Source organism: Thiorhodovibrio frisius, assembly GCF_033954835.1.
Lineage (GTDB): Bacteria > Pseudomonadota > Gammaproteobacteria > Chromatiales > Chromatiaceae > Thiorhodovibrio > Thiorhodovibrio frisius.
The window spans coordinates 357,966-377,373 of record NZ_CP121471.1; the positions used below are offsets into that span (position 1 = coordinate 357,966).

A 19,408-nucleotide genomic window follows, 5' to 3' on the forward strand; every position below is an offset into this window, starting at 1 on the left:
GTGAGGTGGTGACTGCCTGGGCGGCGCCAGGCTTAGGGGCCTGGATCGGCAGTCTGAGCCTGAATGCGCCTGAATGAACTTGGGGAGGAGGCAAGTGGAGCGGGAATTGGGGCGCTGGGGCGTATTACCGTGAAACAACGGGCTTCATCCGCCGGGGTGGCCGTGACCATGAGCGTTAGGCGCGGCCAGTTTGGCCCTTGGTGGCTTGCGCCTTGGCCGTATGACCCGAACCTATTTGATCTTGCCTTCCTTGTACATCACATGCTTGCGCACGACGGGATCGTATTTCTTGATCTCCATCTTGCCCGGTTGATTGCGCTTATTCTTGGTGGTCGTGTAAAAGTGACCAGTGTCGGCGCTGGAATTGAGGCGAATTTTATCTCGAGCGGCTTTGGCCATGCTGTATCTCCTGATCGGGACCTCTGTCCCTGGCTGCTGATCGCGCTGGCGACCTGAAGACGAATCTGTTGGGGTGGTGCCGAAACCGGCCTGAGGTTCATGGTCCCGACCACCCCGGATAATGAATCCGTGTGATTCACAGTAAGGTTCATGGTCCCGACCACCCAGGGTAATGAATCCGTGTGATTCACACGAAAACCCGGACTAAAACGAGACTCTGAGAGAGTGTTGAATCCTCGGTCTTGCGTCTTTAGACCTTTTCGCCGCGTGCGCGCAACTCGGCCACCACGACCTCAATACCCTTCTTGTCGATAATGCGCATGCCGTTGCTGCTGACACGCAGGCGCACCCAGCGCTTTTCTGGCTCAACCCAGAATCTGTGGTAGCGCAGGTTGGGGAGAAACCGGCGGCGGGTTTTGTTATGGGCGTGGGAAACATTGTTACCGGCCAGCGGGCGTTTGCCGGTGACCTGACAGACTCGAGACATGGCGGCTGACCTCGGGGAAACCAAATGATTGGGGCAGGCTGAATGGTCGGCGAAGCGACAGGCGCGCGCGATCAGCAAGCAGCCGATGGAAACCGGCAATTGTATAACCCATGGATGAAGTGGTCAAGACGGCGCGATCATCTGCTGCAAGACGCCGGGCCGGCGAGGGGAAATCAGCGCGCTCCGCCTGATTATTTCAAACCACGCTGCCGCTGTTTGCTAGGCTTGAAGCAATGGCAGGCGTATTTTGCCCGATGCAGCTTGGGCCGATGCCAGTTTTCCGCGTCTGGATATCGTCTCAGGCGCCAAGCGTCATACCATAAAAACAGAATGTACCGGCAATAAAAACAGGTATCACCGAGAATCACTGGGCACTGAGAAGGTGCCGGTGACCGGGAACCATAGCCAGAGGCTTTCACACCACTGGCCAAGACACAGGCCAAACCACTGAAGAGATCGCGGAACAGGACACAATACTAATGTTCAATCTCAAAAATATCCGTCTGCAACCCAAGCTCATCGCCCTGATGCTGCTGAGCAGTCTGGTGCCCTTGCTGGTTGTTGCCGCCTGGAGCACCCTCTCGGCGCGCGATGCGCTGATGCAGGATGCCAATGCCCGATTGGAGTCGGTGCGTGGCATTAAGCAGGGGCAGATCGAACGCTACTTTGCCGAGCGTGAGGGCGATATCGGTGTTCTTGCCGACATTGTGCGTCGCATCCAGGCCGACGCCAATCAGAGCCTGGCGGCTTTACATCAAGAACAAAAAGACCGCATCGAACGCCTGTTTGATCGCTGGCAACGGGAAGTCGCTGCGCTGGCCGAGCAGGAACGTCTGGGCAGCGCGCTGCGGGTGCTGGCCGGCGATCTGGATCAGGGGCAACCGGCGGGCGAGGGGGCGGCCTTCGCCGGGGTGAGCGAGGCACCGGCATACCGCGCCGAGAAAGAACGCGTCTACTTAAACGGGGAAGCCGAAGAGCTCGGCTGGACAGATCTGATTTTGCTCGATAACAAGGGGACGGCGCTCTATGCCAGTGCCAGTCCCGAGCGGGTTGGTCGCCCGGCTGAGGGGACGTTGGCAGCTGGCATCGAACAGCTCCGCGCCGATCCTGAATTGGCCGTGGCGCTGGCGGACGTCCGTCCCGACCCCGCCGCTGACGGCGTGCAGATCGGCTATCTGGTCGCGCCAGTCAAGGGCGCGGGCGCTGACGGCTACCTGGCCAAGCCAATCTCCGCCGCCGATCTGAACGCTATCGTGCAAGCCCGCAACGGCATGGGCGAGAGCGGCGAGAGCTATCTGGTCGGGCAAATCGATGGCCAGATCGCTTTTCGCAGCGACATGCTGACCATGGGCGATGGCGCCTACGTGATGGGCGCGCCTATCTCCACGCCCTATATTCAGGACGCGCTGCGCGGGCAGCCCGTGAGCGGCATTTTCACCGACAGCAGCGGCAAACTGGTGCTGGTGGTGGCTAGCCCGCTGCCCATTGCGGGGCTTAACTGGGCCATTATCAGTAAGCGCAACCTTGAAGAGGCGCTGACCGAAAAGGCGCCGGGCGAGGAGAAGACGCTGTTCGCCCGCTACACAGAGCAATACGGCTACTACGATCTGTTCCTGATTCATCCCGGTGGCGAGGTCTTCTACACCGTCGCCAAAGAGGCCGATTATCTGACCAATCTGATCGACGGTGAATTCCGCGACTCCAATCTGGCCGAGCTGGTGCGCGAGGTGGTGCGCACGCGCGCTCTGGGGGTGGCGGACTTCGCCTCCTACGCCCCATCCGCTGGCGCTGCGGCCGCTTTCATCGCGCAGCCTCTGCTGCACGAGGGCAAGGTGGAGATGGTTGTGGCCCTGCAAATGCCGTTGGAGACCATCAACGCCATCATGCAGCAGCGCGATGGCATGGGCGATACCGGCGAAACCTACCTGGTCGGACCGGACAAGCGCATGCGCTCGGACTCCTTCCTCGACCCTGACAATCGCTCGGTGCAAGCCTCCTTTGCTGGCACTGTCGCCGACAATGGCGTGGATACTGCGGCCACCCGCGCGGCTCTGGCCGGCGAAACCGGCACCCGCATCATTACCGACTACAATGGTAATCCGGTGCTGTCGAGCTTCACGCCAGTCAAGGTTGGCAAGATCACCTGGGCGCTGGTGGCAGAAATAGACCGTGCCGAGGTCATGGCGCCGGTCTGGCAACTGGTGCGCAATACGGCCATGATCACCGGCTTTTTTACCCTGCTGGTGGTGCTGATTGCCGTGATTTTTGCGCGCAGTCTGAGCAAACCCCTGGTCGAGGCCGTTGGCGTCGCGCGCCTGGTGGCCGATGGCGATCTGCGCACCAATCTGGTCACGGATCGCAAAGACGAGATTGGCGAATTGCTCAGCGCCATGCATAGGCTGGTCGAGCAACTGCGCGAGATTGTCGGCGAAGTGCTGGTCGGGGCTGACAATCTCAGTTCGGCCTCAAGTGAGGTGAGCTCTACCGCCCAGGCGTTGAGCCAGGGCGCCACCGAACAGGCTGCGAGCGTCGAGGAAACCACTGCCAGCATCGAGCAGCTTAATTCTTCGGTGCAGCAGAATACCGAGAATGCGCGGGTCACCAATGGCATCGCCAAGAGTTCGGCGGAGGAGGCCCGCCAGGGCGGCGAGGCGGTCAACCGCACCGTCTCCGCGATGAAGGAAATTGCCAGTAAAATCGGTATGATTGAGGAGATTGCCTACAAGACCAATCTGCTCGCACTCAACGCCGCCATTGAGGCGGCCCGCGCTGGCGACCATGGCAAAGGCTTTACCGTGGTGGCGGCCGAGGTGCGCAAACTGGCCGAGAACAGCGGCGTGACTGCGCAGGAAATTAATCAGCTGGCCACCAATAGCCTGTCCATTGCCGAGGATGCCGGGCGCGTGCTTGAGCACATGGTGCCCAATATCGTCAAGACGGCTGAGTTGATTGAGGAGATCACCGCCGCCTCGGGCGAACAGGCCTCAGGCATTGGGCAGATCAACGAGGCCATGGGGCAGCTTGATAAGGCCACTCAGCAGAATGCCTCCTCCTCCGAGGAGTTGGCCGCCACCGCCGAGGAACTCAGCGGCCAGGCCGCGCAGTTGCAAGAAACCATGGCCTTCTTCAAAGTATCCCACGGCAAGTCCGCTCAGGCGTCGCGGCCCAAGCCTGCCGCGCGCCCGCAACAGCGCCCACAACAGGGAAAGCTTGCCGATGATCAGGATGACGCGGACCCAACTTCACTAGACTTCGAACGCTTTTAGGCGGAGACCCCGATGACAGAGGCAACAGCATCTAAACAGCCAGGCAAAGCCGGGACCGACAGCGGTGACGAGGCGAATCAGTATCTGACATTTTCGGTCGCCGAGGAACGTCTCGCGATGCCCATCGATGCGGTGCAGGAGATTATCGAAACGCCCCAGATCACCAAGGTTCCCATGACGCCAGAACACATTCGCGGTGTCATCAACCTCAGAGGTAATGTGGTGCCCATCGTCGACTTGGCGGCCCGACTCAACCGCGGTGCGGCAACTCTGTCTAAGCGCAGCTGCGTGGTGGTGGTGGAGGTCGAGTCTAATCGCAGCAGCTATGTATTTGGCATGCTGGTCGACGAGGTCAAGAATATCCTCGATATTCCGAGCGAGGACGTCCGCCCGGCGCCCACCTTCGGCTCGGATATCAGCACGGATTTCATCCAGGCCATGGGCCGGGTGGAGGATGTCTTTGTGATCATCCTCGCCATCAACCATGTGCTCTCGGTGCAGGAACTCGCCGAGCTGAAAAAGATGACCGAAGGGGCCAATCTAGGTCCAACGGAATAGCTGCGGCCCCCCTAGCCGCGAGCTGATTCTTGAACTGATGGGGGCGACCTTCGGGTCGCCTCCTGTTGACCACCAGGTCAACACTGCCAACTAAGGGTCGCCATTGCGGCTAACCCTTACCGTGAAACAACGGGCTTCATCCGCTGGGGTGGCCGTGACCATGAGCGATAGGATGTCGCTCCAGTTACCGATCAGGATACAGGGGCGGCAGCTCGCCTTGCGCGTCCTTCACCGGCGCATCCGCCGAACCCAAAGCCGGGCGCACCAAGTCCCAAAAGCCATCCCCTGACCAGCCTGCTCCGGGGGGCGCGTAAAGCGCGCGTTCCAGTTCGGTGATGGCCGCTGCCGCAGAGGTATCGGTCTCTCGCGCCTCGGTGCGCTCGGTCAGGCGCCGCGCCAGCATGCTGAGGTTGAGCGGAGGATCATCCGGCCAGGTAGTCCGCCCCAGCGCCAGCAGCGCCTCGGCCGTGGCCTGCGGCTGATGCTGCTCGGCGGCCTGACGCACCGCCTCGCGCAGCGCGCCAAGGCGCGGCGGCGCGGGTTTGGCCTTGGCCGGGCCAGATGCGCTGGTCTGGCCAGATGAAGCCGCCGCACCCGTTAGCCCGCGCTTGCGCATGGCCATCATGGCCAGCACTCCGGCTGCGACCAGTGCCAGTAAGGCCAGCAGGGCGGCCACCAGCAGGCTCACTCTCTGATCGGTTTCGTTCTCTGTCTTCTCGGAGGGCGTGGCGGCCTGGTCCATGGTCTCGAGTCCTTGATCCTCGCGCGCTGGCGAATCCGGCTGAGCCTCGAGAGCCTCAATATCCGGCTGAGCCTCGAGCGCTTCACCATCCGGCGCTTGCTGGCCAGCTGCCGCCGCTACCGCAAGGCTCAGCGCCGGCACCAGCGTCTCGCGCTCGCGCTGGGCGGTGATATCCCACCAGCGCACGCGCAGCTCCGGCAATTCCAGGGTGCCGGCGCGGGTCGGGATCAGGGTCATGGACTGGCGGCTGACGGCATAAACCCCCTGGCCATCGGTTTGGGTTTCGTTCTCGGTCGGCTCGCGATAGGCGCGCACATCATCGGGCACCTGCATATCGACATCGGCAATCTGGCTGCCAACCAGCCCCTTGGCCGTCAGGGTCAGGGTGCGGGTGACCGGCTCGCCGACGCGCAGACTGGGTGGCGATGCCGCCCAGGAGTCAGCCACGCTCAGCGCCTCGGCCGGTAGCCAGTTGCCACCGGCGAAGGCCTCCGGGCGCGCGGTCACCTCCAGCGCCAGCGCCCGGCTCTGCGCTCGCACCGGCTGGCCGGGTTCAAGCATCGCCAGCGGAGAGGTCGCAAAGTCGTTTGCGAAGGGGAAGTCCTCGAACATGCGATCAAGACGCGAGCGCTGGCGTGCGCCGCCCGTGCCACCGGAAGCTCCGGGCGTCAGCTCGCCTTCGAAGACCACCGGCGGGATGCGCAACTCGCCGCTGCGCTCCGGGCTCAGGCTGTAGCGCCGCTCGATGACCTGATACTCACGCCCGTTGCGATTGGCGCTGTAGCGCTGATCCCCCCCCAGACGTTCAAGCACTGCGCCCTCGGCACGCGGCTCGGTCAGGGTGCCGCCGCGCAGCGGCAGGGCACTATAAAGGCGCACGACGAGCGGGAGCTGCTGCTGCACCATCACGGGTTCATCGGCCGCCGTGCCGGCGGGACGCTCTAGCTCCAACTCGACGAAGACATCGTCACCCGGGCTGCCAAGCGCGCTCGCGGGTAGTTCGCTCACTTGGACCTGCATGGGCTGGGTGGATTCATCGCCGATAGCGAGTACCGGAATGTTTAACTCACCCAGCCGCTTGGGCTTGAGGCTAATACGCCATTGCTGGCTGCTACTGGCGCGGCCATTGATGATGCTGATCTGCGACCCGCGACTGGTACCAAGGATGTCGAAATCCTGCTCCAGCGGGGTCAGATCTGGCTCGGCGCCCTGCCTCTGCCCGCTCGACTCGATGGTGAGGTTCAGCACATCGCCTTCGTAAAGTTGCTGGCGGTCAAGCGTGGTGGTGACGGCGGCGCTGGCCAACAATGGCCAAACAAGCAACAGCAACATGGCAATCGGGATGAGCCGGTTAGCACCCAACAACCGCCTTGTAATCTTGAAACCTGGTCTATTCAATCCGGCAATCATAGTGTCGCTCTCTGCAAAGTCGCGTTTCGATGTCTGAGCGAAGGATGCTCTTCAATCCAATCGTCATGCCTGCCGCTTACCAAGGCTTGCCAGCGGCGACACTCTGTTCCGGTCCGGCGCGCTGGCTGTATTGGTAAAGGAACTTGCGCCGCAGCAGCCCGGCCGGGTCATCCGGAATGCGTCTGAGCCATTGCTCGGCGGCGGCGCGGGCTTCCTGTTCCTCCGGGGTTCCCTCGTCGGCCTGGCTGGCCGCAGCTGCTTGCTGGCTGTCCTGCTCATCCTCTGCTTCGGCTTCCGCTGCTTGTGCGGCCTCGGCGGCCTCGCGATAGTCCTCGGCGGCTTGTTGCTCGGCTTGCTGATCTCGCCCGGGTTCGATCTGGTCTTCGCTCGCCTGCTGATTGTTGTTGTCTGTCTGGCCGCCGTCACTGGATGGTTGCGGCTGTTCTTGCTCGGATGCCTGGGAGTCCTGGGGCGACTGGGACTCCTGTTCGCCCTTTTCGGGCGACGGACTGTCCGATGATGAGGGCTCGGATTGCGCATTTTGCGCCGAGCCGTCATCCGAGGAGTCGCCATCCTGAGATTCGTTGTCCTGGCTTTGCTCGGACTGGTTCTGGCTTTGGTCCTGCTCCTGCTCCTGGTCCTGATCAGAGGGTTTCTCACCAGATTCTTCACCAGACTGTCCATCCTGGTTCTGATCAGAGGAGTCCTCGCCTGACTTGGAATCCTGGTCCTGCTGCTGTTCTTGTTGCTCTTGCTCTTGTTCTTGCTCTTGTTGCTGTTCTAGCAATTCTTTGACCTGATCCCGATTGTAGCGCGCGTCCTCGTGTCCTTCCTCCAGTGCCAGGGCCTCTTCATAAGCCGTCAGAGCATCCTCGAGCGCGCCGGCGCGGGCTAACGCATTGCCGCGATTGTAGTGGTCGGTGGCCGTCTCGCCAGCGGCAAAGTCCTGGGCGGCGGCTTGATAGTCGCCGGCGCGATAGGCGGCGGTGGCGCGCAGCTGGGGATCGGGTGCCAATTCGCGCGCGCGTTTGGCTTCCCCTTGCGCCAGGGCCTGCGCGGCTTGTTGGTCACGGCGCTGCCACAGATCATTCCAACCGAGGGCCTGGGCCGGTGCGGGTGCCACGATCAGCATGGGGCCGATCAGCAGTGGCAAAGTGACCAGCAGCCAGCCACGACGAAAAGCCAGGGCGGCGAGCGGCAGCAGCGCCAGCGCGATCCAGGGGCCGAGCGGATACCATGCCTGGATTTGGCTATCGGTCAGTTCTGCCGGCAGGTTGCGACCAGCGGTGGCAGTGCTCAGCACGGCATCGAGATCGCGATCATCTGAGGTGAGCTTCGCATAGGCACCACCGCCAGCGCGTGCCAAGGCGCGCAGGGCGTCGGCGTCCAGGCTAGTGATGACCGGCCCATCGGCACGACGCACCCCGGGCACGGGCGCGCCCTCGGCAGTGCCAACGCCGATCACTGCCAGCCGGTGGCCCTGGGCTTTCAGTGCCTCGGTGGCGGCGCGGGCGCGTTCATCACCGGCGTCGTCGGTGATCAGTACCACCTCGCCGCTGGTCGCGCCCGCTTGTTCGAGCAGGGCGTCGGCGCGCTCCAGGGCCAGATCGGGGCGGCTGCCGGGTACCGGCATGATATCGGGTTGCAGGGCCTCGAGCATGGCCAGGATGGTGTCACTGTCTTGGGTGAGAGGCGCCACCGTAAAGGCATCGCCGGCGAAGGCGATCAGCCCCACGCGCCCGTCGCGCACCCGGGCGAGAATATCGGCCACCTTGTAACGCGCGCGCGCCAGACGGCTGGGTGTCAGGTCAGCGGCCTCCATAGAGCGGGACAGGTCTAGCACCACCACGCGATCCCGACCGCCGCTGTAAGTTGGCACCGGCTTGCGCTCGAAGGTCGGATTGGCCAGTGCCAACACGGCAACCAACCAGCCGAGCGCGAGCAGCATGAGCGGCAGGCGCGCGGCCAGCGGATCGATCTTTGCGGGCTGAAGAGTCAGAACTGGCAACAGGCGGGCGTCAATCACTCGCCGCCAGGCACTGCTGGCGTTGCCCTGGTTGGTTGCGCCAAGCCAGAGAATTGGCACCAGTGGCAGTAAAGCAAGTAGCCACCAGGGATGTAAAAAATGAAAGTCGCTTAGCATGTCTGTGTTGCCATCATCGGGTTTTGGTGGTCAATCGCCGTTGTTGCTCGCGATTTTCGTTGTTGCTTGAGATGTTCAATGATTGGGGCGGATTCATTCGCCCCGATTGCATTGACCAGCTACGCGGTTAGTTTGCGGCGATGATTTCAAGATTCATGGGCAAAAATGTTCGCTCCCACAAGCCGCGCGGCAGCGGCGAGCGCGCTTAAGATAAGCGCCATCCCCAGCGGCCAGGCGAATAGCTCTATGACCGGACGGAAGCCCTCCTCCTCGGTATCGACCGGTTCCAATTCATCGAGCAGGGCGTAAATGGACTGCAACTCGCGCAGGTCGCGGGCGCGGAAGTAGCGCCCGCCGGTCTGCTTGGCGATGGCCTTGAGGGTGCGTTCATCAAGCGGATTGCGCCCGAGCGACATGCCGAAGGGGCCGCGCGGATCGGCGCCGATGCCAATAGTGTAAATACGCACGCCAGCCTCGGCCGCCAGTTCTGCCGCCTTGTCTGGCGAAATGGCACCGGCAGTATTGGCGCCATCGGTCAGCAGGATCAGCACCCGCTGCTCGGCAGGCTGGTCGCGCAGGCGCTTGACCGAGAGGCCGATGGCATCGCCAATGGCCGTCTCGCGCCCGGCCAGGCCGATGGCGGACTCAAACAGCAGGGTGCGCACGGTTTCCCGATCAAAGGTCAGCGGCGCCTGCAAATAGGCCTGTTGGCCGAACAAAATCAGCCCGATTCGGTCACCCGCGCGGCGCTCGATGAAGTCCCCAGCTACGGCTTTGACCGCCGTCAGGCGATCTGTCACGCGCGCGCCTATGACCATGTCCTCTTCCACCATGGAGCCGGAAATGTCCACCGCCAGCATCAGATCGCGCCCTGCCAGCGGCAGCGGTAAGGGATCGCCGATCCATTGCGGGCGCGCGGCAGCGGTGACCAGCAGCAGCCAGACCAATAACGCCAGAAATAGCATCAGCCCGGCCGGGCGCGCGCTCTGGGTAACGCGGCCGCGCATGGCCAGCGCATAGAAAGGCACGCGCAGCGCGGCTCCTGCCAGCGCCGGCGCGCGTGGCAGCGCCAGATAGGCCAGCAGGGGCAGCGGCAGGGCAAGAAAGGCCCACCAGTGGGCGAAGCTGAAGGTCATAGGTTGGCTGTCTGTTTTTCTGGTTTTGTCTTGTTCATAGGTTCTTTGCGAGCCAGGCGCGGGCGAGGGCGCGCAGGGCCGGAGCATCGCAGTTGGGGGCCGGGGCGTAAGGCCCTTGGTCCAGCACCCGCCCGGGACCCTGGGCGAATTGCCCGCCGCCGCCGGTTTGATCAAGAAACTCGAGCCAAGCCGAGCCTGTGAGTTCAGCAACCTGGTCGCGTGCAAAGCGGCGCAGCGCGACCCGCTTGAACAGGGCTGATACTCCGGCAATGAGCGCCGCACAGTCATCGGTGGCCGGCAACGCGGCCAACTCTTGCAGCACCCGCTGGCGCAGGCGCCGGCGTTGCCAAGCGCGCAAACCCAGACGCACGAGCCACCCAAGCAGCGCGAGCAGCAGCAGACCAAGCACCCACCAGCCGGGCGCCGGCGGCCACAGAGATGGCAGGGCGGGCTCGTGGATATCGCGCAGGTCTAGCGCGGCGAGTTGCGCGGGATCGACCTTCATGCCGCTGTCTCGCTCTGGCGCTGGCCTGGACGCTGGTTTGGACTTGGGGACGAATGCGCTGGCGGGCGTCGCGCCGACAGGGACAGGGCGCGTCTGAGCACGACTGCCGGGTCATCTGGGGTCAGACAGCGTTCGTAGGGAATACCGCAGCCTTCGATGTGGGCGCGTGCTTGGGCGCGATGGGTCTCCAGCAGGCGCTGATAATCCCCGCGTCTGCGACCGGTCAGGGTATCGAGCAGGCCGTTGCGCTGACCGTCGCTGATGCGGTAACGCCCGGGCGGTGGCGGTGCCAGCTCCAGGGGATCGAGAATCTCGATGGCCAGCAGGCTGTTGTGTCTGATCAGTTGGCTCAGATGGCGCTCTGTCTCGGCATCGGCATGGGTAAAGTCCGACAGTAGCCACACCAGGGTGCCGGGCCGGATCACTTGGCGCAGGCGCGCGAGTGCGCGGTTGAGTTCACTGGCGTGGGTGCTAGCTGCCAGCCCTGGCCCCGGATCACCGGCGGCGACCAGGGCGCGGATCAGGCGCATCTGGCCGCGTCGGCCACCGCTGGGCTGGAGTTCGCGATGCTCACCGTCGAACAACAGAGCGCCGATGCGATCCCCATGGCTGATGGCCGCCCAGCCAATCAGAGCCGCCAGGCGCGCGGCCATCACGGATTTGAAAGCGCCGCGACTGGCGAAGAACATGCCAGGGCCAAAGTCGGCGACCACCATGACCGGCCGCTCGCGCTCCTCGTCGAAGACCTTGACATGGGCATGGCCGGCACGAGCGGTGATGCGCCAGTCCATGTTGCGAATGTCATCGCCGGCCTGGTAATGACGCGATTCGCGATAGTCCATGCCGCGCCCGCGCAGGCGTGAGCGGTGCTGGCCGGTTAAGATTGAGCGCGATCTGTGGCGTGGCGTCTGGCTGAAGCGGGTCGCCAGCGCGCGCTGGGCGATCAAGTCACCAGCGTCGACGCGCCAGTCGGCATCGGGCGCGATTCGGGTCATGGGTTGCCTCAAATCAGGGGTACGCGCTTGATGAGTTCTGCGACGAAGCGATCAACCGTCATGCCCTCGGCCTCGGCGGCGTAGCTCATCAGCACGCGGTGGCGCATCACGTCGAAGACCACGGCGTGGATGTCTTCCGGGGTGACGAAATCGGCTCCGCGCAGCCAGGCGCGGGCGCGGGCGCAACGGTCGAGCGCGATGGTGGCACGCGGGCTGGCGCCGTAGTCGACCAGGCGCGCCAGGTCGCTGTCGTAGGGCGCCGGGTCGCGAGTGGCGAGCACCAGTTGCACCAGATACTCCTCAAGATTCTCCGCCATGTGCAAGTCCATGGACTGGTCGCGCGCGGCGAATATCTGCGCCTGACTGACCAGGGTCGCCGGCGCTGGTCCGCCCGTCGCGCGCCCGCGCATCTCGGCTCGCGCGATGGCTAAAATCCGGCGTTCGGCACGCGGGTCCGGGTAATCCACCCGCACGTGCATCAGAAAACGATCAAGCTGCGCCTCGGGCAGCGGATAGGTGCCTTCCTGCTCGATGGGGTTTTGGGTCGCCATCACCAAAAAGGGCTCTGCCAGCGGATAAGTGCGCCCGCCGACGGTGATCTGGCGTTCGCCCATGGCCTCGAGCAGTGCCGATTGCACCTTGGCCGGCGCACGGTTGACCTCGTCGGCCAGCACCAAATTGTGAAACAGCGGCCCAGGCTGAAAGTGAAACTCCCCGGTTTCGGGGCGGTAGATGTCGGTGCCAGTGAGGTCGCCCGGCAGCAGATCAGGGGTGAACTGCACGCGCTGAAAATTGCCCTCGATGCGCTCGGCCAGTGCCTGAATGGCCGAGGTCTTGGCCAGTCCGGGTGCGCCCTCAACCAGTAGGTGCCCGGAGGCGAGCAGCGCGATCAGCAGCCGCTCGATCAGTGCGTCCTGCCCCACGATGCGCGTGGCCAGTTGGGTGCGCAGCTCGGCGAAGGCAGCGGCGGTCTCGGCGACCGCTGCTGGCGGGGTTGCGGCGGCCACGGCTGGGGACGCCGGAGCGCTGGGTCTTGGTGTTTGAGTGGCTGTCATGCAAAATCTCCGTTCGATATCCAGATCCGGCGCACTGAAGTGGCCCCCTCGCGAGGCACCACCTCGTAGGATAGAGCCGTTGTTTCACGCTAACTCTCATGGCGGGGCAGTACCTCGGAGCATGGAACTAATGTTTCACGGTAACAGGCTTGAGGGCGAGCAACCAGTCCGGACCATAAAGCCTAAGTGCAGGCGTCTTAACATGACCATGCGAAAAGATTACAGCTTGTTAAGGTGCTTTTGCGAACATCCTGGACCAGCATGCCAACCCCCAATAAGCCAATGAATTCGCCGCACCAGATTGATCGCCACAGGCTCATCCATTGTCAGCGAATTCGCGGATGAAAAGCTCGTCCCTGTTCTCCCGCCTGGTGCGCGGGTTGTCGCTACTGGTCGCTTTCCTGCTGCTGCTTTCCATTCTGGCAGTCGGTGCCCTGCGTTGGGTCAACCCGCCCACGTCGGCCATTATGATGCAGCATTGGATCGCGGAGCGCTTGGCCGGAGACGCACCGACCAAGTTCAGGCTCTATCATGAATGGGCCGACTGGGACGCCATTTCCCCGTCGCTCAAGCTGGCGGTGATGGCGGCGGAGGATCAACGCTTCCCGAACCATCGCGGCTTTGACCTGATTGAACTCCAGGCTGCCTTGGAGCGTTTTAGCCATGGCGAGCGCCTGCGCGGTGCCAGTACCATCACCCAGCAGACTGCCAAGAACCTGTTTCTTTGGGGCGGTCGGGACTATGTCCGCAAGCTGCTTGAAGCCTGGTTCAGCCTGCTGCTTGAAACCCTGCTGCCAAAAGCGCGCATTCTGGAACTCTACCTGAACATTGCCCAGTTCAGCCCCAACACCTACGGCGTAGGAGCCGCGAGCTGGCGCTACTTCGACCGCCCGGCCATCGCCATCGCTCCCGAGCAGGCCGCGCGCATGGCTGCGGTGTTGCCAAACCCGAACATTTATCAGCTCGATCAGCCATCAACAAAAGTACGACAGCGCGCACGCTGGATCCGCCAGCAGATGCGCCAGCTTGGTGGTGAGCGCTACCTGCGGCGGCTGGAGCACTAAGGACCGGGGTGCCATTGCCTGACAGCTTACCGGGAAACAGCAGTTCTATTTATCGGGCTGGCCGGGGCCATGAACGTCAGGCAGAGCTATTCCGCAATCTCGAGTGATTCAACCCAGAGATAGATGGTCCCAGCTGCATTTCGATCAACTTCAGCAATCAACCGGACTTTGGTGTCCGGACCAACCTTCCGGTTTCGCCAGACCGGTGGCTCAATTTCCACCCGAACCTCGCCTGTCTCATCCCGAAAGGTATAGTAATCCTCTCGAAGGTGGGCAAGGATGTTGCCAGTCACAGTCACATAGGTATCAACAGGAGCCTTGCGCGCGGCCTCGACCGTACTAGCCTGACCGCTTGCCACCGGCCCTGTGAATTGGGCAAAGGACGCTGAAGATAAACACAGAAAACCAATCACAAGAAACGCGGCTTTTTTCATTTCTCACCTCTTTTGCTTACCAATTTTGGTCTCAGGCCAAAACACAGATGGCAATGGTTTCTCCGAATTTCAATAGCATAAGCTCCCACCAATACGAGTTCAACTTCCTTCTCCATTAATAAGAACAATATTTCTTTGTAGTCTTGATTGAGTATCGTAGGTGCCTGCTAGCGAGTCATGTTTCTTCCGATAATTCCCAGACGCTAGCAAGAAGTTCTTCTTGCGACAGAACTGACGCCGAGTCGTCAATGTCATGCGATTTTAATAGCCTTTCTTGGTTGCGTGTGTCTTTCATACTTGCCATTCTACAATTACTCCAAGGTGAGAGATAGTCTCTCGTCCGAACGACAAGCTCAGCCGAGCGGCTTAAGCGAGAGCAAAACCGTCTTTGGCTGGAGCACCACGTCAGAAAATTAACGTGGCCCGTTCCCGTATTTCCCCGGCCGTTTGTTCAGGTCGTCAAGTCACCTTTTCGCACTTCTCGTATACAAATGCCGGGTCAAGGTCAACTCCGTTTGGCCATTCGACTGTATCAAACGCAACCCGAACTTGAACAAACAATTCAGGATCTTGAAGCTTCCGGAAGACACCAAAATTCAAAAACGGCTTCATGTCCAATTGGCCCTTCTCATCATTGTCAAACTCCAAAAATATGACGTAATCCCTTAGGTGCCTGACGCGTTTTGTAGATGGGCACATAAGACTCCCCATGATTGCAGCGGTGAAATTCTGAAAGGTTCTTCACCATTCATTACCAGAGTCCAGTCGGCCAACAGCTCGTCCTAATGTGGTTCAGCCCACGCCAAAGCCAGTTTCGATTGCTTCCTTGGAAGACCGCCGTCGGTGATCTCGCAGGTGCGAATGTCGACGATGGCTTTGTGTTCTCCGTAATAAACATGAAAATGCGGAGGCGGATGTTCGCTAGGAGCGTAATACATCCGAATGATAAGCCCGTAGAACATCGATATGGTTGGCATAATAGCAATTTCAGCTATGTCCCGCCGAACGCAATACTTCGCCGAGCGGGTAGAGCAAAAACAAAACTCTTGCGCTGGGAGCAATCCAAGGGCGATTGAGAAGGTTCAATTAAAAATCTGGAACAACAATTCGAGCCAGGCCCCATTTAATTCTGGAAAAACTTAAACAGCTCAGAGCCTTCCTGCGCGCAACCTAAGGGCATTTCTGATCATGGAGTTCACCTATACCGACGAGTCTGGCAGCACCGAGGATGGCGACGTGTTGGTCATGGCGAGTCTGCTGATCGATGCCTGCCGCCTGCGCAAGTGCACTCTAGCCCCTTCGACCAGCCGGTCAAGCGAAATGGCTTCGGATTCCTGCAATCCAGATCGGGTTCATCTCAGCTCATCGCGACGCATAGCATCCCATGCTAGGCTTGCTGCAGCACATTTCGATCCAATCACCGTTCTTGAAGCGCGAAATCGGGCTTTTAATCTTACTGCAGGGTGCAAACGTGAACCGTGACCAAACGCTGAAGATTCTAACCGAGCACAAGAAGGATCTTTCTCGATTATTTGGTGTTTCCGAACTGGCGCTCTTTGGGTCAACCGTTCGTGGCGATGAGCGAGTGGACAGCGACATCGACATCCTCGTGTCCTTCGATGGGTCCTCGACCTCGCAGCGCTACTTCGGCGTGCAGTTCTATCTCGAAGACCTCCTCGGTCGCCCGGTTGATCTAGTCACTCGCAAGGCACTGCGTCGAGAGCTAGCGCCTTATGTCGAACGCGAGGCGATTCATGTCTGAGCCATCCGACCGCAAGCGAGAGTGGACCTTCTACCTCGACGACATGGTCGCATTTGGAGAGAAGGTATCGGCCTATTCACAAGGGCTGGACCAACAGACATTCGTCGGCAACTCAATCGTCTACGACGCCACGATACGAAACCTTGAGCTGATTGGCGAGGCCGCGACGCATATTCCCGATGATGTGCGTTCGGCCAACCCTCAAATCCCTTGGCGCCTCATCATCGCGACAAGGAATCGTTTGATCCACGGCTATTTGGGAATCGATGACGACACCGTCTGGAGCATCATCCGGGATGATCTGCCGTCGCTACTAAAGTCCTTGCGCGGCATGCGCGAGAATCTACCCTCGCCGCGTCCCTGATCCCTCGGCGCATGGAACGCGATCCAATCGATTCTGCCGGTCCAGCGCTCCGCGGCTTTCGGTTGCAGATTCTCTATACCCTATCTCGACTGATCGAGCCGCAAACAGCCCTCTCGTGTTAGCGGCTGAACATGGAAACGCCATCCTCGTGGCGCCTGCACATCAAGCTCATCGAGAACCGGCGGGAGGCATTGCAGATCGCCGCGACCCTGTCCGCGCATGCTCAAGCGGTTGGCGCACCCATCGTCATTTATATCGACGTTCGCCCCCACGACCAGGGCTGGACGCTGATCGTCGAAGAGCTGGCGCGTATTCCCCAGATCCGCGTGTTGGTAACGGTTCGGGAAGAGGATTGGCGCCGGGCGACCCTTTCCCGGGCGGATGTTGGATTCGAGGACATCTCACTGAGCTTGGATCGAGCTGAAGCTCAGGCCATCTATGACCAACTCTCTCGACCGGAGACGCCAGGGCAGTTTCTCTCCTTCGATGAAGCCTGGGCTCGATTCCTCGGTGGTAATGATGGCGAAGGACCTTTGTTGGAATTCGTCTATCTGGTCAATCGATCCGAGTCCCTCCGCGAGAAGCTATTGGCTCAGGTCAAGCGAATCCGGACGGATATTCATCGCGGAGACGGCTCTCGCGTGGAGCTTCGCCTACTGGCACTCGTCGCTTTCGCCTCGGCACTCGGAGGACGACTTGAGGTGATCGCCTTGCGGAAGCGCTTCCCAGATGCGGATCTCGGCTTCCTCGTCGAGCGATTGGAGCGTGAATACCTGATCCGCTCCCTGGAGCAGGGGCTTTTGCTGGATGGTTTGCATCCTGTTCGCTCCCGACTGCTCACGGACATCCTCCTCTGTGATGGGATGAGCTTCGATGTGCTCGAACTCGCTCAAGCCTGTATTGAGCTGATCCCCGATACCGATGTCGAGGTCTTCCTGCTGCATCTCGCCTCTCGCCATGCCCAAGCGATGCCAGGAATGACCCTGTACCTCGATGGCTGGCAACCGCCAACCTGGCAGGTCTTCGGCGCCGTGCTGCGCGTCTTGCTCTGGTGGGGTGTCCAACAGTATGTCGAGCAGATCGCAGGCATGGTCGAGGAAATCCGGCGCCAGCACGGCTCGGCGTGGAACATGATGCTCGATCTGGATCTCGCCGACCTCAATCCCCTCCATGGGACGGCGGTCTGGAAAGACCTCAATGCGATTCCTGCCGAGGGCAAGGCTCAGATGCAGTCGGTACTGGATCGCCAGCCACCCAAGTCGTTGGCCACGGTACCGGCTCGGGAATGGTTGACCAAACGGAGGGATCCTCCAAGACCGCCGACCACGCATCCGGATTGGGCCGCGATCGCGGAGGTGAGCGACTGGGTTGGACGTTGGGAAATCCCGGGCGACGATAGGCTTCATGACCTCGGTGCTTGCGATACCGAAGCGCATTGAGTGCCAGCTGCGCGCCCTGGAAACCCAGGGCGTCCAATGTTCTCTCATGGCGAAGCCAGCAATTTGGAACGAGGCTCCAGCGCTTTGGATCCGGATGGATAGCACAACGCCTGAGCACATGCTGACGGCGATATCACTTGCGCATCCGCTGTTGCGACAAGCGATCCAAGAGGCTGGAATCAGCGAGTCTCAAACTAGGACATTGGAACACCAATGGGAGCACATCGTCATCCTGTCGACCTTCAAAGGGCGCAGTCTGGATCGCCAGGTCCGGACGATGCCGATGTACCGGCTGACCCTCGATGGATCGAGTTCCGAGCTTCGATGGCTGGATCAGGTCTGGCGTCCCGTGACCGAAGAGGATTGGGCCGCCACTGGAGTCTCATGCTGGGATACGGCCGAAATCGCTGCTGCCAAGCGATTCACAGAGGCCATCAGCGCCTTCAAGGCCATGACCGATCATCTATCCGACTGGCTACAATTGACCGAAATCGAGGGGGTTGACGGCAGGGTGCTGCAAAGCTATGTCGAGCGAATTCAACCCCAATGGTCCGGCGCCGTTCAAGCATTTATCGACGGCTGTGCCTGGGTCGTTTCGTCTTTCAATACCTTGCCTGATGATGCTCGTGAGCGACGAGAGCACTTGGCCTATGCCGTCACGGCACTGCGCGATCACTACCATCAGCTCCTACCGCCTGGGCTCGGAGAAGAAGGGGGAACGGAGCTCTCAATCGAAACCTGCCGAGACTGGGTGAATGCCGTGCACGCACGCCACGATGTGTTCGACACCCTGTCTGCATCTGTTTTCATTGATGCCTTACGCGAAGCATAGCTGTCTATTTGATTGCACAGGCGTTCAAAGTCGCTGCCTAATCCGCCAGAATTTCTGAACTTCAGCGACCGCTTGCCACGACTTAAGAGTCTCACTTTGTGAGGTCAAGGGGAAACCGCTTACTGCCGAGTTCTTCCGGATAGCATTGAAAATGCGGAGGCGGATGTTCGCTAGGAGCGTAATACATCCGAATGATAAGCCCGTAGAACATCGATATGGTTGGCATAATAGCAATTTCAGCTATGTCCCGCCGAACGCAATACTTCGCCGATCGGGTAGAGCAAAAACAAAACTCTTGCGCTGGGAGCAATCCAAGGACGATTGAGAAGGTTCAATTAAAAATCTGGAAAAACAATTCGATCCAGGCCCCATTTAATTACAGGCCCCATTTAATTACAGCGGCCAGCTCACCGCCAACCCCAAAGCATCGCCCCACCTTCCGCGTGCCGCCGGGCACCCACCCCCCGGGGGAATTGGCCAACCCTGGCACTGAATCAGAGCCGGGCCGCCCGCGAATAGCGGGCCGCCCGGACCTGCTTTTGATCCCCCACCGCACGGGCCGCGCGCGAATAGCGCGCCGCCCGCGCGCCCCGAGGGGGACAGGGCATCCCAGCCCGAAGACGCGCGCCGTCCTGGCGCACGCCGCCGCTGCCAATCCCACGCAAACCGGCAAACTCATCACCGCCGCACGTCCGCAGCCCCGCATCCCGCCACCGCACAGCACTCCCGCCACGCCTGCCACTCCCGCTACTGCGCTCCTGCCGGCCCCTAGCCCTGCTGCAGCTCCTGTTGTTGCGACGAAGCCCAACCCCCAGCA

At 61.1% G+C, this 19,408-nt stretch carries 17 protein-coding genes and 1 pseudogene; 7 read left to right on the forward strand and 11 right to left on the reverse strand.

Annotation, left to right across the window (positions count from 1 at the left end):
• Positions 1-231: 231 nt before the first annotated feature.
• A complete protein-coding gene (rpmG, locus tag Thiofri_RS01925; RefSeq protein ID WP_009150096.1) occupies positions 232-399 on the reverse strand; it encodes a 50S ribosomal protein L33 in 168 nt (55 codons plus the stop codon).
• A 250-nt stretch (positions 400-649) separates the two neighbouring features.
• Positions 650-886 (reverse strand): 50S ribosomal protein L28, encoded by a 237-nt coding sequence (rpmB, locus tag Thiofri_RS01930; protein WP_009150095.1) that lies wholly within the window; start codon positions 884-886, stop codon positions 650-652.
• A gap of 2,312 nt (positions 887-3,198) precedes the next feature.
• On the opposite strand from rpmB, the pseudogene Thiofri_RS01935 reads away from it, so the two are divergent.
• Positions 3,199-4,152, forward strand: a pseudogene (locus tag Thiofri_RS01935) (methyl-accepting chemotaxis protein); the annotation flags it as partial.
• A 12-nt stretch (positions 4,153-4,164) separates the two neighbouring features.
• Positions 4,165-4,710: a chemotaxis protein CheW gene (locus Thiofri_RS01940; protein ID WP_009150093.1), complete on the forward strand. Its 546-nt coding sequence runs from the start codon at positions 4,165-4,167 to the stop codon at positions 4,708-4,710.
• A 184-nt stretch (positions 4,711-4,894) separates the two neighbouring features.
• Here the strand turns inward: Thiofri_RS01940 and Thiofri_RS01945 are convergent, their stop codons facing one another.
• From Thiofri_RS01945 to Thiofri_RS01970, 6 genes are all read right to left on the reverse strand, one after another.
• Positions 4,895-6,784 (reverse strand): BatD family protein, encoded by a 1,890-nt coding sequence (locus Thiofri_RS01945; protein ID WP_040857289.1) that lies wholly within the window; start codon positions 6,782-6,784, stop codon positions 4,895-4,897.
• A gap of 154 nt (positions 6,785-6,938) precedes the next feature.
• Positions 6,939-9,005: a VWA domain-containing protein gene (locus Thiofri_RS01950; protein WP_009150091.1), complete on the reverse strand. Its 2,067-nt coding sequence runs from the start codon at positions 9,003-9,005 to the stop codon at positions 6,939-6,941.
• Between the two features lie 146 nt (positions 9,006-9,151).
• Positions 9,152-10,141, reverse strand: a complete 990-nt coding sequence (locus tag Thiofri_RS01955; RefSeq protein WP_009150090.1) for a vWA domain-containing protein — start codon at positions 10,139-10,141, stop codon at positions 9,152-9,154.
• 34 nt (positions 10,142-10,175) lie between these two features.
• Positions 10,176-10,646: a DUF4381 domain-containing protein gene (locus tag Thiofri_RS01960; protein WP_009150089.1), complete on the reverse strand. Its 471-nt coding sequence runs from the start codon at positions 10,644-10,646 to the stop codon at positions 10,176-10,178.
• On the reverse strand, positions 10,643-11,641 hold the full coding sequence (locus tag Thiofri_RS01965) for a DUF58 domain-containing protein (protein WP_009150088.1): 999 nt from the start codon (positions 11,639-11,641) through the stop codon (positions 10,643-10,645). The genes Thiofri_RS01960 and Thiofri_RS01965 overlap by 4 nt, the downstream gene beginning before the upstream one ends.
• Before the next feature lie 8 nt (positions 11,642-11,649).
• Entirely contained in the window at positions 11,650-12,696 is a 1,047-nt protein-coding gene (locus Thiofri_RS01970; protein WP_009150087.1) for an AAA family ATPase, read from the reverse strand.
• Between the two features lie 341 nt (positions 12,697-13,037).
• On the opposite strand from Thiofri_RS01970, the gene mtgA reads away from it, so the two are divergent.
• On the forward strand, positions 13,038-13,760 hold the full coding sequence (gene mtgA / locus Thiofri_RS01975) for a monofunctional biosynthetic peptidoglycan transglycosylase (protein WP_009150086.1): 723 nt from the start codon (positions 13,038-13,040) through the stop codon (positions 13,758-13,760).
• A gap of 86 nt (positions 13,761-13,846) precedes the next feature.
• Here the strand turns inward: mtgA and Thiofri_RS01980 are convergent, their stop codons facing one another.
• The 3 genes from Thiofri_RS01980 to Thiofri_RS01990 form a co-directional block, all read right to left on the reverse strand.
• Positions 13,847-14,194: a NirD/YgiW/YdeI family stress tolerance protein gene (locus tag Thiofri_RS01980; RefSeq protein ID WP_009150085.1), complete on the reverse strand. Its 348-nt coding sequence runs from the start codon at positions 14,192-14,194 to the stop codon at positions 13,847-13,849.
• A gap of 459 nt (positions 14,195-14,653) precedes the next feature.
• Complete coding sequence (locus tag Thiofri_RS01985; RefSeq protein WP_323705823.1) at positions 14,654-14,905, reverse strand: DUF2442 domain-containing protein; 252 nt, start codon at positions 14,903-14,905, stop codon at positions 14,654-14,656.
• A 71-nt stretch (positions 14,906-14,976) separates the two neighbouring features.
• Positions 14,977-15,171 (reverse strand): DUF4160 domain-containing protein, encoded by a 195-nt coding sequence (locus tag Thiofri_RS01990; protein ID WP_323705825.1) that lies wholly within the window; start codon positions 15,169-15,171, stop codon positions 14,977-14,979.
• Positions 15,172-15,665: 494 nt separating this feature from the next.
• Between Thiofri_RS01990 and Thiofri_RS01995 the strand changes: the two genes are divergently transcribed.
• The 4 genes from Thiofri_RS01995 to Thiofri_RS02010 all read left to right on the forward strand — a co-directional run bounded on the left by Thiofri_RS01995 (position 15,666) and on the right by Thiofri_RS02010 (position 18,591).
• Entirely contained in the window at positions 15,666-15,956 is a 291-nt protein-coding gene (locus tag Thiofri_RS01995) for a nucleotidyltransferase family protein (protein ID WP_040857810.1), read from the forward strand.
• Positions 15,949-16,320, forward strand: a complete 372-nt coding sequence (locus Thiofri_RS02000) for a HepT-like ribonuclease domain-containing protein (protein WP_009150082.1) — start codon at positions 15,949-15,951, stop codon at positions 16,318-16,320. Before Thiofri_RS01995 ends, Thiofri_RS02000 begins: the two co-directional genes overlap by 8 nt.
• A 131-nt stretch (positions 16,321-16,451) precedes the next feature.
• Positions 16,452-17,759 carry a hypothetical protein gene (locus tag Thiofri_RS02005; RefSeq protein WP_009150081.1) on the forward strand — a complete coding sequence of 436 codons (1,308 nt, stop codon included), beginning with the start codon at positions 16,452-16,454 and terminating at the stop codon, positions 17,757-17,759.
• Between the two features lie 94 nt (positions 17,760-17,853).
• Positions 17,854-18,591, forward strand: coding sequence for a hypothetical protein (locus Thiofri_RS02010; RefSeq protein WP_143741973.1), 738 nt, complete (start codon positions 17,854-17,856; stop codon positions 18,589-18,591).
• The last annotated feature ends 817 nt before the right edge of the window (positions 18,592-19,408 follow it).

Coding starts and splice junctions, on each gene's coding strand:
- Thiofri_RS02010 (WP_143741973.1), top strand. CDS start 17,854: ATGGATAGCACAACGCCTGAGCACATGCTGACGGCGATATCACTTGCG.
- mtgA (WP_009150086.1), top strand. CDS start 13,038: ATGAAAAGCTCGTCCCTGTTCTCCCGCCTGGTGCGCGGGTTGTCGCTA.
- Thiofri_RS01960 (WP_009150089.1), bottom strand. CDS start 10,646: ATGAAGGTCGATCCCGCGCAACTCGCCGCGCTAGACCTGCGCGATATC.
- Thiofri_RS01965 (WP_009150088.1), bottom strand. CDS start 11,641: ATGACCCGAATCGCGCCCGATGCCGACTGGCGCGTCGACGCTGGTGAC.
- rpmB (WP_009150095.1), bottom strand. CDS start 886: ATGTCTCGAGTCTGTCAGGTCACCGGCAAACGCCCGCTGGCCGGTAAC.
- Thiofri_RS01980 (WP_009150085.1), bottom strand. CDS start 14,194: ATGAAAAAAGCCGCGTTTCTTGTGATTGGTTTTCTGTGTTTATCTTCA.
- Thiofri_RS01985 (WP_323705823.1), bottom strand. CDS start 14,905: ATGGGGAGTCTTATGTGCCCATCTACAAAACGCGTCAGGCACCTAAGG.
- Thiofri_RS01950 (WP_009150091.1), bottom strand. CDS start 9,005: ATGCTAAGCGACTTTCATTTTTTACATCCCTGGTGGCTACTTGCTTTA.
- Thiofri_RS01955 (WP_009150090.1), bottom strand. CDS start 10,141: ATGACCTTCAGCTTCGCCCACTGGTGGGCCTTTCTTGCCCTGCCGCTG.
- Thiofri_RS02000 (WP_009150082.1), top strand. CDS start 15,949: ATGTCTGAGCCATCCGACCGCAAGCGAGAGTGGACCTTCTACCTCGAC.
- Thiofri_RS01990 (WP_323705825.1), bottom strand. CDS start 15,171: ATGCCAACCATATCGATGTTCTACGGGCTTATCATTCGGATGTATTAC.
- Thiofri_RS01940 (WP_009150093.1), top strand. CDS start 4,165: ATGACAGAGGCAACAGCATCTAAACAGCCAGGCAAAGCCGGGACCGAC.
- Thiofri_RS01945 (WP_040857289.1), bottom strand. CDS start 6,784: ATGTTGCTGTTGCTTGTTTGGCCATTGTTGGCCAGCGCCGCCGTCACC.
- Thiofri_RS01970 (WP_009150087.1), bottom strand. CDS start 12,696: ATGACAGCCACTCAAACACCAAGACCCAGCGCTCCGGCGTCCCCAGCC.
- rpmG (WP_009150096.1), bottom strand. CDS start 399: ATGGCCAAAGCCGCTCGAGATAAAATTCGCCTCAATTCCAGCGCCGAC.
- Thiofri_RS02005 (WP_009150081.1), top strand. CDS start 16,452: ATGGAAACGCCATCCTCGTGGCGCCTGCACATCAAGCTCATCGAGAAC.